General features: G+C 67.5%; 17 protein-coding genes. 7 read left to right on the top strand and 10 right to left on the bottom strand.

Annotated features, from left to right (window positions below):
• Positions 1 to 17 precede the first annotated feature (17 nt).
• Entirely contained in the window at positions 18 to 2,471 is a 2,454-nt protein-coding gene (locus NX774_RS08650) for a heavy metal translocating P-type ATPase (RefSeq protein ID WP_258821771.1), read from the top strand.
• Between the two features lie 122 nt (positions 2,472 to 2,593).
• Here NX774_RS08650 and NX774_RS08645 read toward each other — a convergent pair whose 3' ends face one another.
• From NX774_RS08645 to NX774_RS08610, 8 genes are all read right to left on the bottom strand, one after another.
• Positions 2,594 to 3,964: a multicopper oxidase family protein gene (locus tag NX774_RS08645; protein ID WP_258821770.1), complete on the bottom strand. Its 1,371-nt coding sequence runs from the start codon at positions 3,962 to 3,964 to the stop codon at positions 2,594 to 2,596.
• The gene (locus NX774_RS08640; protein WP_258821769.1) at positions 3,961 to 5,343 is read right to left on the bottom strand and encodes a TolC family protein; all 1,383 of its coding nucleotides are present in this window, start codon (positions 5,341 to 5,343) and stop codon (positions 3,961 to 3,963) included. The genes NX774_RS08645 and NX774_RS08640 overlap by 4 nt, the downstream gene beginning before the upstream one ends.
• Positions 5,340 to 5,651 (bottom strand): hypothetical protein, encoded by a 312-nt coding sequence (locus NX774_RS08635; RefSeq protein WP_258821768.1) that lies wholly within the window; start codon positions 5,649 to 5,651, stop codon positions 5,340 to 5,342. Before NX774_RS08635 ends, NX774_RS08640 begins: the two co-directional genes overlap by 4 nt.
• Before the next feature lie 59 nt (positions 5,652 to 5,710).
• Positions 5,711 to 6,109, bottom strand: coding sequence for a DUF2946 family protein (locus NX774_RS08630; RefSeq protein ID WP_258821767.1), 399 nt, complete (start codon positions 6,107 to 6,109; stop codon positions 5,711 to 5,713).
• A gap of 35 nt (positions 6,110 to 6,144) precedes the next feature.
• The gene (locus NX774_RS08625; RefSeq protein ID WP_258821766.1) at positions 6,145 to 7,089 is read right to left on the bottom strand and encodes a cation diffusion facilitator family transporter; all 945 of its coding nucleotides are present in this window, start codon (positions 7,087 to 7,089) and stop codon (positions 6,145 to 6,147) included.
• A gap of 76 nt (positions 7,090 to 7,165) precedes the next feature.
• A complete protein-coding gene (locus NX774_RS08620) occupies positions 7,166 to 8,413 on the bottom strand; it encodes a DEAD/DEAH box helicase (RefSeq protein ID WP_258821765.1) in 1,248 nt (415 codons plus the stop codon).
• Between the two features lie 63 nt (positions 8,414 to 8,476).
• Complete coding sequence (locus NX774_RS08615) at positions 8,477 to 8,602, bottom strand: hypothetical protein (RefSeq protein WP_258821764.1); 126 nt, start codon at positions 8,600 to 8,602, stop codon at positions 8,477 to 8,479.
• 59 nt (positions 8,603 to 8,661) lie between these two features.
• Positions 8,662 to 9,336: a hypothetical protein gene (locus NX774_RS08610; protein ID WP_258821763.1), complete on the bottom strand. Its 675-nt coding sequence runs from the start codon at positions 9,334 to 9,336 to the stop codon at positions 8,662 to 8,664.
• Between the two features lie 217 nt (positions 9,337 to 9,553).
• Here NX774_RS08610 and NX774_RS08605 point away from each other — a divergent pair, with 217 nt between their 5' ends.
• The 4 genes from NX774_RS08605 to NX774_RS08590 all read left to right on the top strand — a co-directional run bounded on the left by NX774_RS08605 (position 9,554) and on the right by NX774_RS08590 (position 13,579).
• Positions 9,554 to 10,780 carry a histidine kinase gene (locus tag NX774_RS08605; protein WP_258821762.1) on the top strand — a complete coding sequence of 409 codons (1,227 nt, stop codon included), beginning with the start codon at positions 9,554 to 9,556 and terminating at the stop codon, positions 10,778 to 10,780.
• Complete coding sequence (locus NX774_RS08600; protein ID WP_258821761.1) at positions 10,773 to 11,537, top strand: LytR/AlgR family response regulator transcription factor; 765 nt, start codon at positions 10,773 to 10,775, stop codon at positions 11,535 to 11,537. The genes NX774_RS08605 and NX774_RS08600 overlap by 8 nt, the downstream gene beginning before the upstream one ends.
• A gap of 73 nt (positions 11,538 to 11,610) precedes the next feature.
• Positions 11,611 to 12,093 carry a hypothetical protein gene (locus NX774_RS08595; protein WP_258821760.1) on the top strand — a complete coding sequence of 161 codons (483 nt, stop codon included), beginning with the start codon at positions 11,611 to 11,613 and terminating at the stop codon, positions 12,091 to 12,093.
• Between the two features lie 190 nt (positions 12,094 to 12,283).
• Complete coding sequence (locus NX774_RS08590; RefSeq protein WP_258821759.1) at positions 12,284 to 13,579, top strand: NAD(P)/FAD-dependent oxidoreductase; 1,296 nt, start codon at positions 12,284 to 12,286, stop codon at positions 13,577 to 13,579.
• Positions 13,580 to 13,661: 82 nt separating this feature from the next.
• Here the strand turns inward: NX774_RS08590 and NX774_RS08585 are convergent, their stop codons facing one another.
• Positions 13,662 to 14,369, bottom strand: a complete 708-nt coding sequence (locus tag NX774_RS08585; protein ID WP_258821758.1) for a sensor histidine kinase — start codon at positions 14,367 to 14,369, stop codon at positions 13,662 to 13,664.
• A gap of 146 nt (positions 14,370 to 14,515) precedes the next feature.
• On the opposite strand from NX774_RS08585, the gene NX774_RS08580 reads away from it, so the two are divergent.
• Entirely contained in the window at positions 14,516 to 14,983 is a 468-nt protein-coding gene (locus tag NX774_RS08580; protein WP_258821757.1) for a hemerythrin domain-containing protein, read from the top strand.
• 144 nt (positions 14,984 to 15,127) lie between these two features.
• On the opposite strand, the gene NX774_RS08575 is transcribed toward NX774_RS08580, so the two are convergent.
• Positions 15,128 to 16,762 carry a response regulator gene (locus tag NX774_RS08575; RefSeq protein WP_258821756.1) on the bottom strand — a complete coding sequence of 545 codons (1,635 nt, stop codon included), beginning with the start codon at positions 16,760 to 16,762 and terminating at the stop codon, positions 15,128 to 15,130.
• Positions 16,763 to 17,022: 260 nt separating this feature from the next.
• Here NX774_RS08575 and NX774_RS08570 point away from each other — a divergent pair, with 260 nt between their 5' ends.
• Positions 17,023 to 17,472, top strand: a complete 450-nt coding sequence (locus NX774_RS08570; protein ID WP_258821755.1) for a hypothetical protein — start codon at positions 17,023 to 17,025, stop codon at positions 17,470 to 17,472.
• The last annotated feature ends 114 nt before the right edge of the window (positions 17,473 to 17,586 follow it).

Here is a 17,586-nt window from a genome sequence, read left to right as displayed (position 1 = left end):
TCCTATGAGGAGGGCACATGCAGGACTCAGGCAATACTACCCAGACCGTTGAACTGGATTTCGGCATCGTCGGCATGACCTGCGCGTCTTGCGTGGCGCGCGTGGAGAAGGCGCTCAAGGCGGTTCCGGGCGTGACCGACGCCACCGTCAACCTTGCAACCGAGAAGGCCGCCGTGCATGCGGGCGCGGGCATCGACCCGCAGGCCCTGGTGGCGGCGGTGGAAAAGGCCGGCTACGAGGCCGTGCCGGTGGACCGCGAGCAGCCGGCCGCCGCCCCGGCGCAGCCGTCCGGCCTGCCGTCGTGGTGGCCTGTCGCCGCCTCGGCCGTGCTCAGCCTGCCGCTGGTCATTCCCATGTTCGGCCAACTGTTCGGCGCCGACTGGATGCTGCCGGGCTGGCTGCAGCTGGTGCTCGCCACCCCGGTCCAGTTCTGGCTCGGCGCGCGCTTCTACCGCGCCGGCTGGAAGGCGCTGCGCGCTTTCAGCGGCAACATGGACCTGCTGGTCGCGATCGGCACCAGCGCCGCCTACGGGCTGTCGCTGTACTTGCTGGTCAAGCACTGGGGCCACGGCATGGCGCACCTGTACTTCGAGTCCTCGGCGGTCGTGATCACGCTGGTCCTGCTCGGCAAGTGGCTGGAAAGCCGCGCCAAACGCCAGACGGTGGAGGCGATCCGCGCGCTGGAGTCGCTCAAGACGCTTGAAGCCATCGTGCGCCGCAACGGCAGCGACGTGGTGGTGCCGCTGGAGCAGGTGCGCACCGGCGACCTGCTGGTGGTGCGCCCGGGCGAGCGGGTGCCCGCGGACGGCAAGGTGATCGAGGGCGCCAGCCATCTGGACGAGTCACTGCTGACCGGCGAGAGCCTGCCGGTGGCAAAGCGGCCGGGCGACCAGGTCACCGGCGGCGCGGTCAATGGCGAGGGCATGCTGCTGGTCGAGGCGACCGCGGTGGGCGCGGACTCGATGCTGTCGCAGATCATCAAGCTGGTCGAGGACGCGCAGGCGGTCAAGGCCCCGATCCAGCGGCTGGTGGACAAGGTGAGCGCCGTGTTCGTGCCGGTGGTGCTGCTCATTTCGCTGGTAACGCTGCTGGGCTGGGGCTTTGCCACCGGCGACTGGCAACAGGCGCTGCTCAACGCGGTCGCGGTGCAGGTGATCGCCTGCCCGTGCGCGCTTGGCCTGGCCACGCCCACCTCGATCATGGTGGGCACCGGCGCGGCGGCGCGCCACGGCATCCTGATCAAGGACGCGGAGGCGCTGGAAACCGCGCACGCCGTCAAGCTGGTCGTGTTCGACAAGACCGGCACGCTCACCGAGGGCAAGCCGCAGGTGGTGGCAGTGGAGGGCGATGAACCGAATCGCGTGCTGGAGCAGGCCTGGGCCGTGCAACAGTACAGCGACCACCCGCTGGCCAAGGCGGTGGTGGATGCGGCGCGCGAACGCGGCCTGGTCCTGCCGCAGGCCAGCGAGGCCTCGGCCTTGCCGGGGCGCGGCGTGCAGGCCCGGTCGGGCGAGCAGACCCTGTACCTGGGCAACCTGCGCCTGATGCAGGAGCTGGGCGCCGCGACTGGCCCGTTCGCCAGCGCGGCCAGGCGCCACGAAGAGTCAGGGCGCACGGTGTCGTGGCTGGCAGCCAAGGACGGCACCGGCGTGCACATCCTTGGACTGGTGGCCTTTGGCGATCGCGTCAAGCCGTCTGCATCGCTGGCCGTGCAGCGCCTGGCGCAGATGGGCGTGGGCGCGATGATGCTCACTGGCGACAACCAGGGCAGCGCGCGGGCGGTGGCCAAGGCGCTGGGATTGCAGTCGTACGTGGCCGAAGTGCTGCCGGCCGACAAGGCCCGCGTCGTCACCGAGGCCATGGCGTCCGGCAAGAAGGTCGCGATGGTGGGCGACGGCATCAACGACGCGCCGGCGCTGGCGGCGGCCGACGTGGGCATTGCCATGGCCAGCGGCACCGACGTGGCGATGCACACGGCCGGCATCACGCTCATGCGTGGCGACCCGGCGCTGGTGGCGGACGCGATCGACATTTCGCACCGCACCTACCGCAAGATCCGGCAGAACCTTGGCTGGGCCTTTGTGTACAACGTGGTCGGCATTCCGCTGGCCGCGTTCGGGATGCTCAATCCCGTGATCGCGGGCGCGGCCATGGCGCTGAGCTCGGTGAGCGTGGTGAGCAATGCGCTGTTGCTGCGGCGCTGGAAGCCTGCCCCGGTGGCGCAGGTGGAACAATCAACTTCAACCCAACCAGGAGAACGAAGCATGTATGAATTGACGGTAGACGGCATGACCTGCGGCCACTGCGTGAGCCGCGTGACCAAGTCGGTGAAGGACGTGGACGACGCGGCCAAGGTGGAGATCGACCTGGCGTCGAAGAAGGTGCGCGTGGACAGCGGCGCCGGCATCGACGAGATTGCGGCGGCGATCGATGAGGCCGGGTACCCGGTGCTCGACAAGAAAGCCGCCTGAACCAACCGATAAACCCAAAACGTCGTCCCCGCGGAGGCGGGGACCCATAGGCAGCGTGCAGCTCACGCTCAGCATGGGTCCCCGCCTCCGCGGGGACGACGTTTTTGCGTTAGCAGTTCCCTTCAGTGCCCATGGTGTGCGCCGGGCTTTTTCACCGTGAGCACGGTATCGCTTTCCGAACCGCCGGCTTTCGCCCGCGGCGCCTCCGGCAATTCACCCGTCCATTCGCGCGCCAGCGTTCCCGGAGGGTTCTTGTACCAGCCCGGGTCCTTGTAGTCGCCCCGCGCCAGGCCTTCGCGCACCTTCAGCACGGTGAACATGCCGCCCATCTCGACGCCGCCGAACGGCCCTTCGCCAGCCATCATCGGCAAGGTGTTTTCCGGCAGCGGCATCTGCATGCCGCCCATCGAACCGCCTTTTTCGCCCATCACCATGTAGCCGGGGATCAGGTCGTTGATCTTTCTGGCTACGCCACGGTGGTCCACGCCGATCAGGTTCGGCACCTGGTGGCCCATCGCGTTCATCGTATGGTGCGACTTGTGGCAGTGGAATGCCCAGTCGCCCGGATTGTCCGCGATGAATTCAATGGCCCGCATCTGGCCCACGGCGACGTCCGCCGTCACCTCCGGCCAGCGTGCGCCCGGCGGGACGAAACCGCCGTCGGTGCAGGTCACTTCGAACCGGTGCCCGTGCACGTGCATCGGGTGGTTGGTCATCGTCAGGTTGCCCACGCGGATGCGCACGCGCTCGTCCTTGCGCACGACCATCGGGTCGATGCCCGGGAACACGCGGCTGTTGAAGGTCCACAGGTTAAACTCGGTCATGGTGTTGGTGCGCGGCGTGTAGCTGCCGGGATCGATGTCGTAGGCCGACAGCAGGAACACGAAGTCGCGGTCCACCGCGTGCTGGCGCGGGTCCTTCGGGTGCGTGACCCAGAAGCCCATCATGCCCATCGCCATCTGGTTCATCTCGTCGGCGTGCGGGTGGTACATGAAGGTGCCGGCATGCTTGGCCACGAATTCGTACACGAAGGTCTTGCCGGGCGCGATGCCAGGCTGGCTCAAGCCGGTCACGCCATCCATGCCGGAGGGCAGCAGCTGGCCGTGCCAGTGGATGCTGGTGTGTTCCGGCAGCTTGTTGGTGACGAAAATGCGCACGCGGTCGCCCTCGACCACTTCGATGGTCGGGCCCGGGCTCTGGCCGTTGTAGCCCCACAGGTTGGCCTTCATGCCGGGCGCCAGCTCGCGCACCACCGGCTCGGCAACCAGGTGGAATTCCTTGACGCCGTCCTTCATGCGCCACGGCAGGCTCCAGCCGTTCAGGGTGACGACCGGGTTGTAGGGGCGGCCGCTGGACGGCGCCTGCGGCGGCATGGTGGCGGCCGAGGACTGGACCGGTGCTTCGGGCAGCGAAGCGGCGCCGGCCTTGCTGATGGCCGAGGCGCCCACCATCGCGACGCCGGCGCCGGCCAGGAATGATCTGCGGGATGTCATTGCTTGTGTTCCTTGTTCATGTCGTGGTTGCCGACCTGGCTGCCCAGCGTCGCTTCGAGCGTGGCGTGGGCGACCCAGAAGTCCTTCAGCGCGTCGATGTAGGCGTTCACCGCGCCGGCCTGCTCGCGCGCGTCGGCCAGCAGTTCGAACGTGGAGGCGAGCATGCCGTTGTAGCGCAGCAGCACTTCGCCCGAGATCTTCTTGCGCAGCGGGATCACGTCGTCGCGGTAGTGGCGCGCCAGGTCGTAGGACGAGCGGTAGCCCAGGTAGGCTTCACGCGCCTCGCTGCGCGCGTTCACGGCGGCTTCGGCAACGCGGTTCACCGACTGCATATAGATCGCTTCGGCGCGCGCCACGCGGGCGCCGCCCCAGTCGAACAGCGGCAGTTCGAGCGAGATTTCGTAGCCGCGCGAGGTCGGCAGGTCGCTGCCGGTGTTGCGCACGTAGCCCAGGTCGAGCACGTTGATGAAGCGCGTCGTTTTGGTCAGGCCCAGCGCCGATGCGGTGGCCTGCGCCTCTGCGCGTGCGGCCTGGATATCGAGCCGCTGGCTGATGGCCATGCGTTCGATGTCGTTCAGTTCGGCCGGCGCGGCCGGCAGGTCGGGCAGGCGGTCCGGCAGCGCGTAGCTGGCATTCTCTCCCCACAGGCCCATGAGGCGCGTGAGCCGCTCGCGCGCTCCCAGCGCCTGGCGTTCGGCGCGCACCACGGCAGCCGCGGCCTCGGCCTGGAATGCCTGCTCGCGGGCCAGGTCGAGCTGGCTGGCGTTGCCGGCCTGCGCCATGCGGGCGGACAGCTCGGCACTGGCTTCGGCAGCCTTGTTCACCTGGCGCGCGTACGCCACGCCCTGCTGGGCGGCGACCGCCTCGTACCAGGCGCGGCGCGTTTCGGCGGCTTGCCGTTCGATGGCGGCGCCCACCAGCAGCCGCACCTGCTCGAAGCGCCGGCTTTCCAGGCGCGAGGCCAGCGGCAGGGTCAGCGCGCCGATCAGGTTGACGGTGAAGGTGCGTTCGATCTCGATGTCGCCGCCGGCGCGGGTGCGCTTGAAGTCGAGCGACGGGTTCGGCAAGCGGGACGCCTGCGCCAGGTCGGCCTGGGCGATGCCGACTTCCCAGTAGGTCGATTGCAGGCCGGGATTGTTCAGTAGCGCGATGCGTACGGCGTCGTCGGCGCCAAGCGGCTGGCGCAGCATCGACTTGATCGTGTCGGCAATCTCGCGCTTGTCGTCGTCGGTGCGCACGATGCGCGGCTCCTGGCCGATGCGTGCGCGGGTTGTGGCAGCCACCTGGCCAAAGCCGCCGTCCGGTGTGACGCTGGCGCAACCGGAAAGAACGGCAAGCGCGGCGGCGGCGGCGAGCGGTCGCAGCAAGATCTTGCTCATTGCTTCATTCCTTCGTGGTGGTGCTGGTGGGCCGGTTGCGGCGCGGCCGGCTCGGGCGCGCCCATCGTCAGCATCATGGAGTTGAGCGCGCCGACGGTCCGGTTGAGCGCCTTCCAGTTCTTGTCAGGGCTTGCGGCCGGGGCTTGTGGCTGGCCGGCCGGCACAGCGGCGACATAACGCGTTGGCGGCACCGGTGCGTCCGGATTGGCCGGATCGGGCTGTTTGTTGCCATCGGCCGCATGGGCCAGCGTGGCGAAGCCGACAGCGACGCAGGCGGCCACGCGGCGAAAGGTGGTAAAGGATGTCATGGAATCCTCGGTTCAAATACGGGCTGAAGCCGGCCGTGCACAAGCAGGGCCGGGACGAATCAGGCGCGCGCGAACCGGGGAGGTCGTTCGGGGTGTTCGGGGTCAACCGTCGGAACGTGGCCGTCGGCGAAGGGAATGGCGGTGGTCACCGGCGCGTGGGGCGGGGCGGTGGACAAGGGCTGGGCGGCGAGGGCGGCGCCCACGCAGCAGAAGGAGCAATTGCTGCACTTGCCGTCGTGGTGGGCGGTCTTGCCCTTGCAGTCTTGCGACGCCGCTTTGCCGGCCTGGCCATGATGCGCGGCCATCTTGCAGCCGGCGTGGCCCTGCATGGCATGCATGGCGGGTGCGGAATGCTCCGACGAATGCGCGCACGGCATCATCGTTGCCGAAGCGAAGCCCTGGAAGGGCACCGCCAGCAACGCCAGCCAAAGTATCAGCGATCGCAGGATTACATTCACCAGATCATTTTAGCACGGGCGCGAGTGTGGTAGCACTAGCCGGCCCCCAGCCCCGCGGACTTGAAATAGATGTGCTGGATGGCCGGGTACACGTCGCGCACCTTGGCCTCCAGCCGCTCGATCGCGTCTTCCACCTCGTCGATGGTCATGCCGCGGTTGAACTGCACGGCGGCGTTGAGCAGCACCTCGTCCGGGCCAAGCTGCATGGTCAGCAGCCGGCCAACGGTCATGATGCTGGGGTCGGTACGGAAGATCTCGCGCAGTTTGCCGGTCTGTTCGCGCCCGATGCCTTCGCCGACCAGCAGCCCGCCGGTCTCGCGGGCCAGCGTGACGGCCGCGCCGATCAGCAGCAGGCCCACGGCCACCGAGGCAGCCGGGTCGAGCCAGGGAGCGTTAAAGAGCTGGCTGAGCGCGATGCCGGCCGCGGCAATGGCCAGGCCAGCCAGCGCCGCGGTGTCCTCGATGAAGACGGTGAACACGGACGCGTTCTTGCTCGCGCGAACGGTTTGCCACAGGCTGGCGCCCGGGCGGCGCATCTCGTTGAGCTCCTTGCGCGAGACATTCCAGCTGTACGCCTCGAAACCGGCCGCGATGGCCAGCACCACATAGTTCCAGAACGGATCGCCCATCGGCTCCGGATGGCGCAGCGAATGCACGCCGTGGTAGATCGACAGGCCGCCGCCAAGCGAGAACACGGACAGCGCCACGATCAGCGCCCAGAAATAGATGGCCTTGCCGTAGCCGAAGGGATGGCGTGGCGTGGGTTGCAGCGTGCTCATCTTTTCGCCGATGAGCAGCAGCACCTCATTGCCGGTGTCCACCGCCGAGTGGATGCCCTCGGCCAGCATCGCCGCGCTGCCGGTGACCAGGGCGACGCCGAACTTGGCGCCTGCGATGCCCAGGTTCGCCAGGATTGCCGCATAAATGACCTTGCGCGAGCCGGCCTTGGAGTCCGTTTGCGCCGTGTTCTCCTCCTGCATTACCCGTTCCATTTTCCATTTGCCGTAACGCTAGTGTAGCCAAACCGGCAAGCAAGAGCATGCACCGGCGTGGCGGTCAGCGCCGGAAGCGCACATCCACGTTCACGACCGGTGCGTCCGCCTTCGGCTTCTTCGGTTTTTTGGGCTTTTTCAGGACCTGGCCGCTGGCGTTGGTCTCGGGCACGCGGTGGTCCGGCTCGAAACCGGCTTCCTCGACCCGCTTGAGGGTTTGCTTGGTCAGCTGTTCGATCGCCGCAAGCTGCTGCACCTCGTCGGCGCACACCAGCGACACCGCCTCGCCCGACGCGCCGGCGCGGCCGGTGCGGCCGGTGCGGTGCACGTAGTCCTCGGCCACGATCGGCAGGTCGAAGTTGACGACTACCGGCAGCTCCTCGATGTCCAGGCCGCGCGCGGCCACGTCGGTTGCCACCAGGACCTTGACCTCGCCGGCCTTGAAGCGTTCGAGTGCGCGCAGGCGCGCCGGCTGCGGCTTGTCGCCGTGGATGGAATCGACGCTGATGCGCTTGGCGGACAGCAGGCCCACCAGCTCCTCGACGCCCTTGCGGGTCTTGGCAAAGGCCAGCACCTGCGGCCAGCCGTGTTTCTTCATCAGGTGCAGGAACAGATCGCTCTTGCGTTTCTTGTCCACCGGGACCACCCATTGGCGGATCGCCTTGACCGTGGTGTTGCGCGGCGCGGCCTCGATGCTGACGGGGTCGCGCAGCAGCTTGGCGGCCAGCGCGTGGATCGGGTCGGAGAAGGTGGCCGAGAACAGCAGGGTCTGGCGTTGTTTCGGCAGCGCCATCAGGATCGCGTCGAGCTCGCGCGCAAAGCCCAGGTCGAGCATGCGGTCGGCTTCGTCCAGCACCAGCGCCTGCACCTGGTTCAGCTTGAGCGCGTTTTTTGCATGCAGGTCGAGCAGCCGGCCGGGCGTGGCCACCAGCAGGTCCACGCCGCGGCGCAGCTTCATCATCTGCGGGTTGATGCTCACGCCGCCATAGGCAACCAGGGTGCGCAGCGGCAGGCCGGCGCCATACGCGCGCACGCTGTCGTGCACCTGTTCGGCCAGCTCGCGTGTGGGCACCAGCACCAGTGCGCGCGTCGCGTTGCTGCTCGCCTGGCCGCCATCCATCACCAGCCGCTGCAAGAGCGGCACGGCAAAGCCGGCGGTCTTGCCGGTGCCGGTCTGGGCGGCGGCCATCACGTCGCGTCCGGCGAGGACGGCGGGAATGGCTTGCGACTGGACGGCGGTGGGGGCCTTGTAGCCGAGCGATGCGAGGGTGCCGGCGATCTGCTCGATCAGGCCGAGGGAAGCAAACGACATGGGGGTGCCTGGCGCGTAAAAAGGCGACAGTTTACCTTGCTCGAGCGGAAAAAGCTGCGGTGTTCAGGCGTGGGCCGATGCGGCCGGCACGGGCACGGTCGGCTTGACCGGCTCGTGCCTGTCCTTGCACCCGGCCGCCAGCAGGCAGGCCAGGGCCAGCGCGCACCACCGCGAAAATGGAAGGATCATGATGGTTCCTCCGGATGAAGAACCATCATAGCCGGGTGGCGCGCGCCGCGGCGCAGCGTTCAGAAACGGTAGGAGATGCTGGCGCGCAGGACCGGGTACACCTTGTACGACGAGGTGTCACCCGCCAGGCGGGCCTGCTCGGCGGCCACGTCGGAGGCCAGCGCCTTGCACACGGTCTGCGAGGTGGTGCAACCCAGGCTCACCAGGTGCACGTCGGCCTTGCCCTGGTAGTAGGCGCCCAGGTCGGCGTTGAAATGCAGGCGCTTGTCGGCGGCCAGCGGGTTGCCCCAGCCAATGCCAAGGTAGGGTGCGGCCTTGCGGAACTTGACGGTGCCGTTCAGTACGCCAACGTCCGCTGCCGTGTAGTTTTTGCCGTTGATGGTGAAGCCGCCCAGCGGGTCGGCCTTGGCATTGGCATCGAAATTGGTGCCGTTGTACACCAGGCCGCCAGTCAGGTGGAAGGTGCTGTTCTCGCGCAGGTACCAGTCGAACAGGACGTCGATAGTCTGCAGCTTGCCCTTGAGGTCGTAGTCGATCATGCCCGAACGCTTGGTCATGTCGTGCTTGAGGTAGTTGGCGCCGAAACGGCCGTTCAGGTAGGTTTCCATCGGCACCACCAGGTGCAGGCCGGCGCCGGTGGTGCCGGCATCGGCGGTCACGGCAACCTGGGCCTGCGCCGAGGCGGCGGTGGCCAGCACGGCGGCCAGGACGAGCGCTTTGTGTTTCGGGAACATCGGGTGACCTTTCAAATGTGAAATATATGACTGTGCGGCATTTTAGCCGCAGAGCCTGCCCGTGACGATCTTTGTGCAGCAACGTGTGGCGCCCATGCCGCTTTCGGGGCACGCCGGGGGCGGTTCGTCGGCGCCGGTGGGCCTTTGTCGCACCGGTGCCCACTGCGCAGAAAGGGGTTGCTAAGGTGGAAGCACTCCCACTACATTTGAGTTCATTATGATTTCAGCCACACTTTTCATTTTCCGGCTGCTGCTGTCATGCATGGTGGCGTACATCGTCTTTGCCATCGTGCTCGGCCAAACGGTGTTCCGCTACGCGGTCAACTTCGGCGGCTATGCCGTGCTGGGCGGCTTTGCGCTCGGGCTGGTGGTCCTGTCGGTTGCGTTTTCGCACGTGCGGCGGGTGCGCCTGGTGGCAGGCACGCTGGACATGGACAAGCTGGGGGCGCGCCAGCGCCGCCAGATCGAGATCCCGTTCGAGGCCGGCGAAGCGTTCGACCTGGTGGACGCGGCCATTCGCGAGCTCCCGGGTTCGCTGGTGATCGACAGCGCGCGCGACAGCCTGCAGGTGCGCGGCAAGATCAAGCGCTTCGACCCCTACGGCAATGCGCACAGCGGGCGCAACCAGGTGCTGGTGACGGTCACGCCCAATGGCGACACCGGCACCGCGATGCTGGTGTGCGAACCGGCGCGCGCCGCCTGGACCGACTGGTTCCTGGTCGATCACGGCACCAACCTCGAAAACGCCGAGGCGATCGGCCGCGCGATCACGCGCCGCGTGGCCGAGCGCCGCCGTGGCGAGCGGGCCAGCGTGCGCGACACCGTGGCCGAAAAGGAGATCGCGGTGGCGCGCCTGAACCTGCTGCAGGCGCAGGTGGAGCCGCACTTCCTGTACAACACGCTCGCCAACGCCCAGCTGCTCACGCGCAGCGACCCGCCGCTGGCCGACAAGATGCTCGGCAACCTGATCCAGTACCTGCGCCATTCGCTGCCGCGCGCGGGCGACGGCATGTCCACGCTGGGGCAGGAGCTGGAGCGCACCCAGGCCTACCTGGACATCCTGAAGATCCGCATGGGCGAGCGCCTGAGCGCGCAGGTGCAGGTGGATGCGACGCTGGAACGCCATCCGTTCCCGTCGATGATGCTGCAGACGCTGGTGGAAAACGCCATCAAGCACGGGCTGGAGCCCAAACCGGGCGGCGGCACGGTGTGGATCCTGGCGCGGGTGCAGGGCGGGGCGCTGTCGGTGACGGTGGCCGACGACGGCATGGGGCTGACCGGCCACACTGGCGGCAGCGGCATCGGCCTTGCCAACGTGCGCGAGCGCCTGCGGCTGGAATACGGCGAGCGCGCAATGTTTGCCATCGGCTCCAACTTCCCCAGCGGCGTGGCGGCGACCATCACCGTGCCATACCAGATCGCACAGGAGACGGCGCATGCTTAAATGCGTGGTAGCGGAGGACGAGGCGCTGCTGCGCGCCGAGCTGGTGGCCCAGCTGCGCGAAGCCGCGCCCGACCTGGACCTGGTGGCCGTGTGCGAGGACGGGGCGAGCGCGCTGGAGGCGATCGCCGAACACCAGCCGCAGTTCGCCTTCCTCGACATTCGCATGCCGGGCATCTCGGGCCTGGAAGTGGCGGCGGCGCTGGCCGAGGCGAGCCCGCAAACCCAGGTGGTGTTCGTGACCGCGTACGAGCAGCATGCGCTGGACGCGTTCGAGCGCGGCGCGGTGGATTACCTGCTCAAGCCCGTCGCGCCCGAGCGGCTGGCCGCCACGCTCACGCGCCTGCGTGCGCGGATGGGGCATGGCGGTCCCGATCCCCGGCTGCTCGACAGCCTGCTGCGCCAGCTTGGCCATTCGGCCCCGGCCAAGGCGCCGCCGCTGGCATGGATCACCGCCAGCCGGGGACAGGAGACGCGCCTCATCATGGTCGAGGATGTGGTGTACTTCCAGTCCGATGCCAAGTACACGGTGGTGATGACCGCGGACGGCGAAGCCCTGCTGCGCACGCCGCTGCGCGAGCTGCTTGCGGTGCTCGACCCGGCCATGTTCCGCCAGGTGCACCGCTCGACCATCGTGAACATGCGCGCGGTCGCTTCCGTCGCCCGCGATGAAGCCGGGCGAGGGCGCATCCGGCTCAAGAGCCGCCCCGAGACGCTGACCGTCAGCCAGGCTTTCATGAGTTTGTTCCGCAACATGTGAATGTGTGTAACAGCGCACGGACCTGAACGTTGCATTTGTTAAACTTCGGGGACATTGTCCTTGTGAGGAAAGCATGAAATCCCTGATCGCCGCAGCTGCCCTGGTGGCAGTTTCCGTTCCGGCCATGGCGCAGACCAACGTGAGCGTCACGATCGGCCAGCCTGGCTTCTACGGCCAAATCAACATCGGCGACGCGCCGCCGCCGGCGCTGGTGTACGAGCGCCCGATCATCATCCAGCAGGCGCCGCGCTACGTCGCCCAGCCGGTGTACCTGCGCGTGCCGCCCGGCCACCGCAAGCACTGGTCGCGCTTCTGCGGCCGCTACAACGCCTGCGGGCGCCCGGTGTACTTCGTGACCGACGACTGGTATGAGCGCACCTACGTGCCGCACTACCGCGAGGTGCATTACCGCCCCGAACCGCGCGTGGTGCGTGCGCCGGAATGGCGCGACGATGACCGCGGCGAGTGGCGCGAAGAGCATGGGCGCGGCCACGGCGAGGGCCACGGTAACGGGCACGGTAACGGTAACGGTAACGGGCACGGCCGCGGGCACTGAGCCTTAGTACAAGTTAGCTCCGATACGTCGTCCCCGCGCAGGCGGGGACCCATAGGCCGCGTGCGTTTACGCTCGGCATGGGTCCCCGCCTGCGCGGGGACGACGTTGTTTCATGGATCGGGTGTACAGCACGCTCCCGGTGTAGACTTGTCCTGTTCGCCCCGGCGGGGTAGTGGAACAGGAGGCAGGTTTGCAGAGCGAGATCGTGATCGTAGGCGGTGGCGCCGGCGGGCTGGAGCTGGCATGCAAGCTCGGGCGCAGGCTCGGGCCATCAAAGGTGGCGCTGGTCGACAGCCGCCTGTACCACATCTGGAAGCCGTCGCTGCACGAGGTGGCGGCGGGCACCCTCGACATCCACCAGGAGGGCCTGTCGTACCAGATGCTGGGGCATGACAACGGCTTCACCTTCACCCTTGGCCCCATGACGGGCCTGGACAGCACCAGCAAGCGCATCACCGTCGGCCCGGTCAGCGGCGGCGGCGAGGAAGTACTGCCGGAGCGGCACATCGGCTACGGCGCGCTGGTGCTGGCGGTGGGCAGCACCTCCAACTACTTCGGCGTGCCGGGCGCACGCGAACACACGATCTCCCTGAACGCCACCGAGGACGCCGAGCGCTTCCGGCTCAAGCTGCTGCGCCTGCTGGCGAGCGCGGACGAGCATCTCGAGGAAGGCCAGAAGAGCGGGCTGGACGTGGTCATCATCGGCGGCGGCGCCACCGGCGTCGAGCTGGCAGCCGAGCTGCGCGAGGCGTCCGGCGTGTACGCGGTGTACGGCTTTTCGCACCTGCAGGCGCGGCGCGACGTGCACATCACGCTGCTCGAAGGGGCGCCGCGCATCCTGGCGCCGCTGCCCGAGCGCGTGTCCAACGCGGCGCTGCGGCTCTTGAACAAGCGCGCCATCCAGGTGGTGACCGACTGCCGCGTGACCAGCATCGAGAAGGACAAGGTGCACGACGGGAAGGGCAACACCTATCCCGCCGACCTGTGTGTGTGGGCGGCGGGCATTCGCGCGCCCGAGTTCCTTGGCACGCTGGGCCTGCCGACCAATCGCGGCGGCCAGGTCGAGGTGGACGAGCACCTGCGGGTCAAGGGCGTGCCGGACGTGTATGCGCTGGGCGACTGCGCGGCCTGCGTGGACGGCAATGGCAAGCCGGTGCCGCCGCGCGCGCAGGCGGCGCACCAGCAGGCCGATTACCTGCGCACCACCTTCGTGCGGCGCGCGCAAGGCAAGGCCGCGCAGGAGGCGCCTTACCGTTATCGCGATTACGGCTCGCTGGTCTCGCTCGGGCATACCACCACGGTCGGGAGCCTGATGGGGGCGCTGCGCGGCGCCTCGTGGTTCGTCGAAGGTTTTGTCGCGCGCATGATGTACCTGAGCCTGCACCTGCTGCATCACCAGGCCGTGCTGGGCTCGGTACGCACCGCGGTGCTGGCGGTGGCGCGGTTCCTGATCCGGCGTACGACGCCGCTGGTCAAGCTGCACTGACGGCAGCGGCGGCTCGTATGGGCCGGCTGGACGCGTGGACGTCTTTGGTAGGGTGGGCGGGTCTCCCGCCCACGCGTTCAAATCAAGATGACCGGTGCGGCAGCGTGAGCGTCAGCGCGGCGCCGCCGTCGGGGTGGGCCGCCAGGGTGAGGGTGCCGCCCAGCACCCGCGCCCGTTCGCGCAGCAGGCGCAGGTCGTGGCAGCGAAGGTCGTGCAAGGCGTCCGGGCGCGGGCCGTGGCCGTTGTCGCGCACGGTCAGCATCGCCTGCTCGCCGTCGTCGTCGAGAATCAGCTCGGCCTGGCTCGCGTTGGCGTGGGTGGCGGCGTTGCGCAGGCCTTCCTCGGCGCAGCGCAGCAGGAGCACGCCTTGTTCGCGCGTACACTGCACGTCGTCGTCCGGCAGGCTCGCGCGTGTGGCGAGGCCGTGACCGGCGCCAAAGCCGTTCGCCAGTTCCGTCAGCGCCGCCTTGATGCCGAGGAATTCGAGCTTGTCGTTCCACAGCGCGAGCTGCATCTCGCGGTTCGTTTCGATGATCGTCGTGAGCAGCTGCTTCATCTGCGCGGCGCGCTCGCGTGCCTTGCCTTCGGCCGGCAGCTGCTGCGTGAGCAGTCCGAGGTGCATGGTCAGCGCGGTCATCGACGAGCCGAGGTTGTCGTGCAGCTGGCGCGCGAGCTGGCGCCGCTCTTCATCCCAGCAGTTGGCGAGGTGGCCGAGCAGCTCGGTCAGCTCGGCCACGCGGGCGGTGAGCTGCTGTTCCAGCTCGGTGGTCGGGGCGGGGACGTTGGTCATCGTTCGTCGGTAATGTTTCCGGGATCATACATCAGCTGTCCGGACCGCGGCGCGCGCGCAACTGTGAGTCCGCGCACATACCGCCACCGGATTTGCCGCCACCCTTGAGCTTGTGCCATTCAACCAACGAAAGCAAGGGAGCTCGTATGACCACCAAATCCAGCGCCAACCAGGACGCCATTGCCATGCTCACCGCGGAGCACCGTGAAGTGAAGCAGATGTTCGAGCAGTTCGAACAGATGACCGACCGTGCCAAGGTGAGCAAGAAGAAGCTCGCCGACCAGATCTGCGAAGCGCTGATCCTGCACACGGCGATCGAGGAAGAGATTTTCTACCCGGCCGTGCGCGAGGCGGTGGACGAAGCCGAGGACAAGCTCGATGAAGCGCTGGTCGAACACGCCTCGGCCAAGGACCTGATCGCGCAGATCCAGGAGATGGACCCGGGCGACGAACTGTATGACGCCAAGGTCAAGGTGCTGTCGGAGCAGGTGGAGCACCACGTCGAGGAAGAGGAAAAGGAAATGTTCCCGATGGCCAAGAAGGGCGGACTGGACCTGGCGGCGCTGGGCGAGGAAATGGCCCAGCGCAAGCAGGAGCTGAAGACGACGCGCTGACTGGCGACGCTCGCTTCGGTAGGGTGGGCAGATTCTGCCCACGCGTTCAACAGCCCTCGCCCGGCCCGCGCTGGATATCCCGGTCGGTCAGGCGCCGCCTGAACGCGTGGGCAGGATCTGCCCACCCTACGCAAGGCGCCAGCCTCAGGCAGCCGGGCGCACGCTCGGCTGCGCGGTGGCCTGTTCGCCGAGCGCGTCGAGCAGCAGGCGAATGTCCACCGGCTTGACCAGGTGCAGGTCGAAGCCGGCTTCCAGCACGCGCTTCTGGTCTTCCTCCAGCCCGTAGCCGGTGAGCGCGATCAGGCGCATGTTGCGGGTGGCCGGATGCTCGCGCAGGCGGCGCGCCACCTCGTAGCCGTCGATGCCGGGCAGGCCGATGTCCACCAGCGCGACATCGGGCGGCTCGGCGGTGGCCGCGGCCACGCCTTCCAGCCCGTCGCCGGCCTGGCGCACCGGGTAGTTGTAGGCGTCGAGCATGGTGGCCATCATTTCGCGGCCATCCTCGTTATCCTCGATCAGCAGCACGGTCGGCCTGGTGGCATCAAGCTGGTGGCGGCGCGGCGCCGGTGCAGCCTGCACGGCCGCGGCGATGCGCGGCAGCCGGATCTCGAACCTGCTGCCGTTGCTGTTGCCGTCGCTGTGCGCGTTGACGCTGCCGCCGTGCAGCTCGACCAGGCGGCGCACCAGTGACAGGCCGATCCCCAGGCCACCTTGTGCGCGGTCGATCGAGATCGTGCCCTGCACGAACACGTCGAATACATGCGGCAGCAGTTCCGGGCCGATGCCCACGCCGGTGTCGCTGACGGCCAGCACCACGTTGCCCTTGTCGCAGGAAACGGCGATGTCGATGCTGCCACCAGCCGGCGTGTACTTGAGCGCGTTGTCGATCAGGTTCGACGTCACCTGCTCCAGGCGCGTGGCGTCGCCCTCGACCCAGCCCGGTTCGAGCTCGACGTTGATGCGGTAGCCGGCGGTGCGGCCGGTGGCGCGGAAGGTGTCCAGGCAGGTCGAGACCAGCGTGGACAGGTCGAGGGCCTTCTTCGACAGCAAAATCTTGCCTGACATTGCGCGCGACAAATCGAGCAGGTCGTCCACGATGCGCGACAGGTGCTGGGTTTGGCGCTGGATGATGACGCGGGCGCGGGCGTTGCTTTCGGCGTGCGAGCCGGGCAGGCCGAGCAGGGCGGCGGCGCTCGAGATGGCCGACAGCGGGTTGCGCAGCTCGTGGCCCAGCATGGCCAGGAATTCGTCCTTGGCGTGGCTCTTGCGCTCGGCCGCGCGGCGCTCTTCCATTTCACGCACCAGCTGGCGGTTGGTCGCGGTCAGCTCGGAGGTGCGCTGCGACAGCTTGTCGGCCTGGCGCTTGAGCTGCTCGTTCTTGTTGGCCAGCGCAACGAACACCGAGACCTTGGCGTGCAGGATCTGCGGAATCACCGGCGTGAACAGGAAATCGACGGCGCCGCGCTGGTAGGCCTTGAGGCGGTCGATCTCGTCGGCCAAGAAGGCGGTCACGAAGATGATCGGGATGTCGGCCGAGCGCGCGCGCTGGTGGATCGCCTCGGCGGTTTCGAAGCCGTCCATGCCGGGCATGTTCACGTCGAGCAGGATCACGGCAAAGTCGTGCAGCAGCACCTGGCGCAGGGCTTCCTGCCCGGAACGCGCGGATACCACCGTGTAGCCGGTCTCGTCCGCCCATTGGTCGAGGAGGCTTGTCAGGGCCAGCAAGCTCGCGGGGTCATCGTTGACGACGAGGATTTTCGGTTTGTCGGATTTCGGCACGATGTTTCTGCTGAGGCGTAAAGAGTCGCTGGCGGTTTTGTGAAAAGCATAGCAGAGCTTTGAAAAATTGCTGAAACAAAACACGCCCTCGTTGCAACAAACCATCATATCACGACAGTGATATTTGCAAAAAAGTTATCGTGCGCGCCCCCGACCGTACGCTGCCGCACATACCCGGCGCAGGCGCTTGTGGGATAGTCGGAACGTGTCCGGTTCGACCGTGTCTATGGAGAACATGGGCCATTCTTGAAAGGACAAAAATGAACATCAATAGCATCGTCAAGGACGAATTTCGCGACAAATGCCTGCGCGACCTCGTCAATTCCCCGCTGACCGCGCTGGACGGCGTGACACTGGAGCAGGCGCAGGCGCTGCGCGTGGCGTTCGGGGTGAACACGGTGGGCGACCTGGGTGAGCTGAAGGTGGTCAAACTGGCGCAAGCGATCAAGCAGCTGGCCGTGTGCGAGATGGAAACGCCGAAAGAGGTGGCCGAGGAAGTGCTGATCGACGACGCGGTCGAGATGACCTTCCCGGCCAGCGATCCGCTCGCGGTGGCGTCGAGCGTGACGCGCATCGAGGTGCCGCCCGAGATGGTGGAGGCCAGCACCGACCACCAGAACGCGTCGGCAATCGAGGCGCACAACGAGGAAACCGTGGGCGAACCGGCGCTGCAGCATGCGCAGGTGCGCAAGGAAGAGCACAACAGCTGATCGGCCGGCTGGGTGCATTGCCTCGGTTGGCGGTAGCGTATTAAGTTAGCATCTGCACGTCGTCCCCGCGCAGGCGGGGACCCATGCGTCGCGTCCCGTCACGCGGCCTATGGG

The organism is Massilia agilis (assembly GCF_024756255.1).
In the GTDB taxonomy this organism is placed as follows: domain Bacteria; phylum Pseudomonadota; class Gammaproteobacteria; order Burkholderiales; family Burkholderiaceae_D; genus Telluria; species Telluria agilis.
The sequence above is the reverse complement of the archived record's forward strand: the minus strand, read 5'-3'. Positions and strand labels throughout refer to the sequence as shown.

Coding starts and splice junctions, on each gene's coding strand:
- NX774_RS08650 (WP_258821771.1), top strand. CDS start 18: ATGCAGGACTCAGGCAATACTACCCAGACCGTTGAACTGGATTTCGGC.
- NX774_RS08625 (WP_258821766.1), bottom strand. CDS start 7,089: ATGCAGGAGGAGAACACGGCGCAAACGGACTCCAAGGCCGGCTCGCGC.
- NX774_RS08570 (WP_258821755.1), top strand. CDS start 17,023: ATGAACATCAATAGCATCGTCAAGGACGAATTTCGCGACAAATGCCTG.
- NX774_RS08645 (WP_258821770.1), bottom strand. CDS start 3,964: ATGACATCCCGCAGATCATTCCTGGCCGGCGCCGGCGTCGCGATGGTG.
- NX774_RS08595 (WP_258821760.1), top strand. CDS start 11,611: ATGAAATCCCTGATCGCCGCAGCTGCCCTGGTGGCAGTTTCCGTTCCG.
- NX774_RS08620 (WP_258821765.1), bottom strand. CDS start 8,413: ATGTCGTTTGCTTCCCTCGGCCTGATCGAGCAGATCGCCGGCACCCTC.
- NX774_RS08605 (WP_258821762.1), top strand. CDS start 9,554: ATGATTTCAGCCACACTTTTCATTTTCCGGCTGCTGCTGTCATGCATG.
- NX774_RS08635 (WP_258821768.1), bottom strand. CDS start 5,651: ATGACATCCTTTACCACCTTTCGCCGCGTGGCCGCCTGCGTCGCTGTC.
- NX774_RS08615 (WP_258821764.1), bottom strand. CDS start 8,602: ATGATCCTTCCATTTTCGCGGTGGTGCGCGCTGGCCCTGGCCTGCCTG.
- NX774_RS08580 (WP_258821757.1), top strand. CDS start 14,516: ATGACCACCAAATCCAGCGCCAACCAGGACGCCATTGCCATGCTCACC.
- NX774_RS08585 (WP_258821758.1), bottom strand. CDS start 14,369: ATGACCAACGTCCCCGCCCCGACCACCGAGCTGGAACAGCAGCTCACC.
- NX774_RS08610 (WP_258821763.1), bottom strand. CDS start 9,336: ATGTTCCCGAAACACAAAGCGCTCGTCCTGGCCGCCGTGCTGGCCACC.
- NX774_RS08640 (WP_258821769.1), bottom strand. CDS start 5,343: ATGAGCAAGATCTTGCTGCGACCGCTCGCCGCCGCCGCCGCGCTTGCC.
- NX774_RS08600 (WP_258821761.1), top strand. CDS start 10,773: ATGCTTAAATGCGTGGTAGCGGAGGACGAGGCGCTGCTGCGCGCCGAG.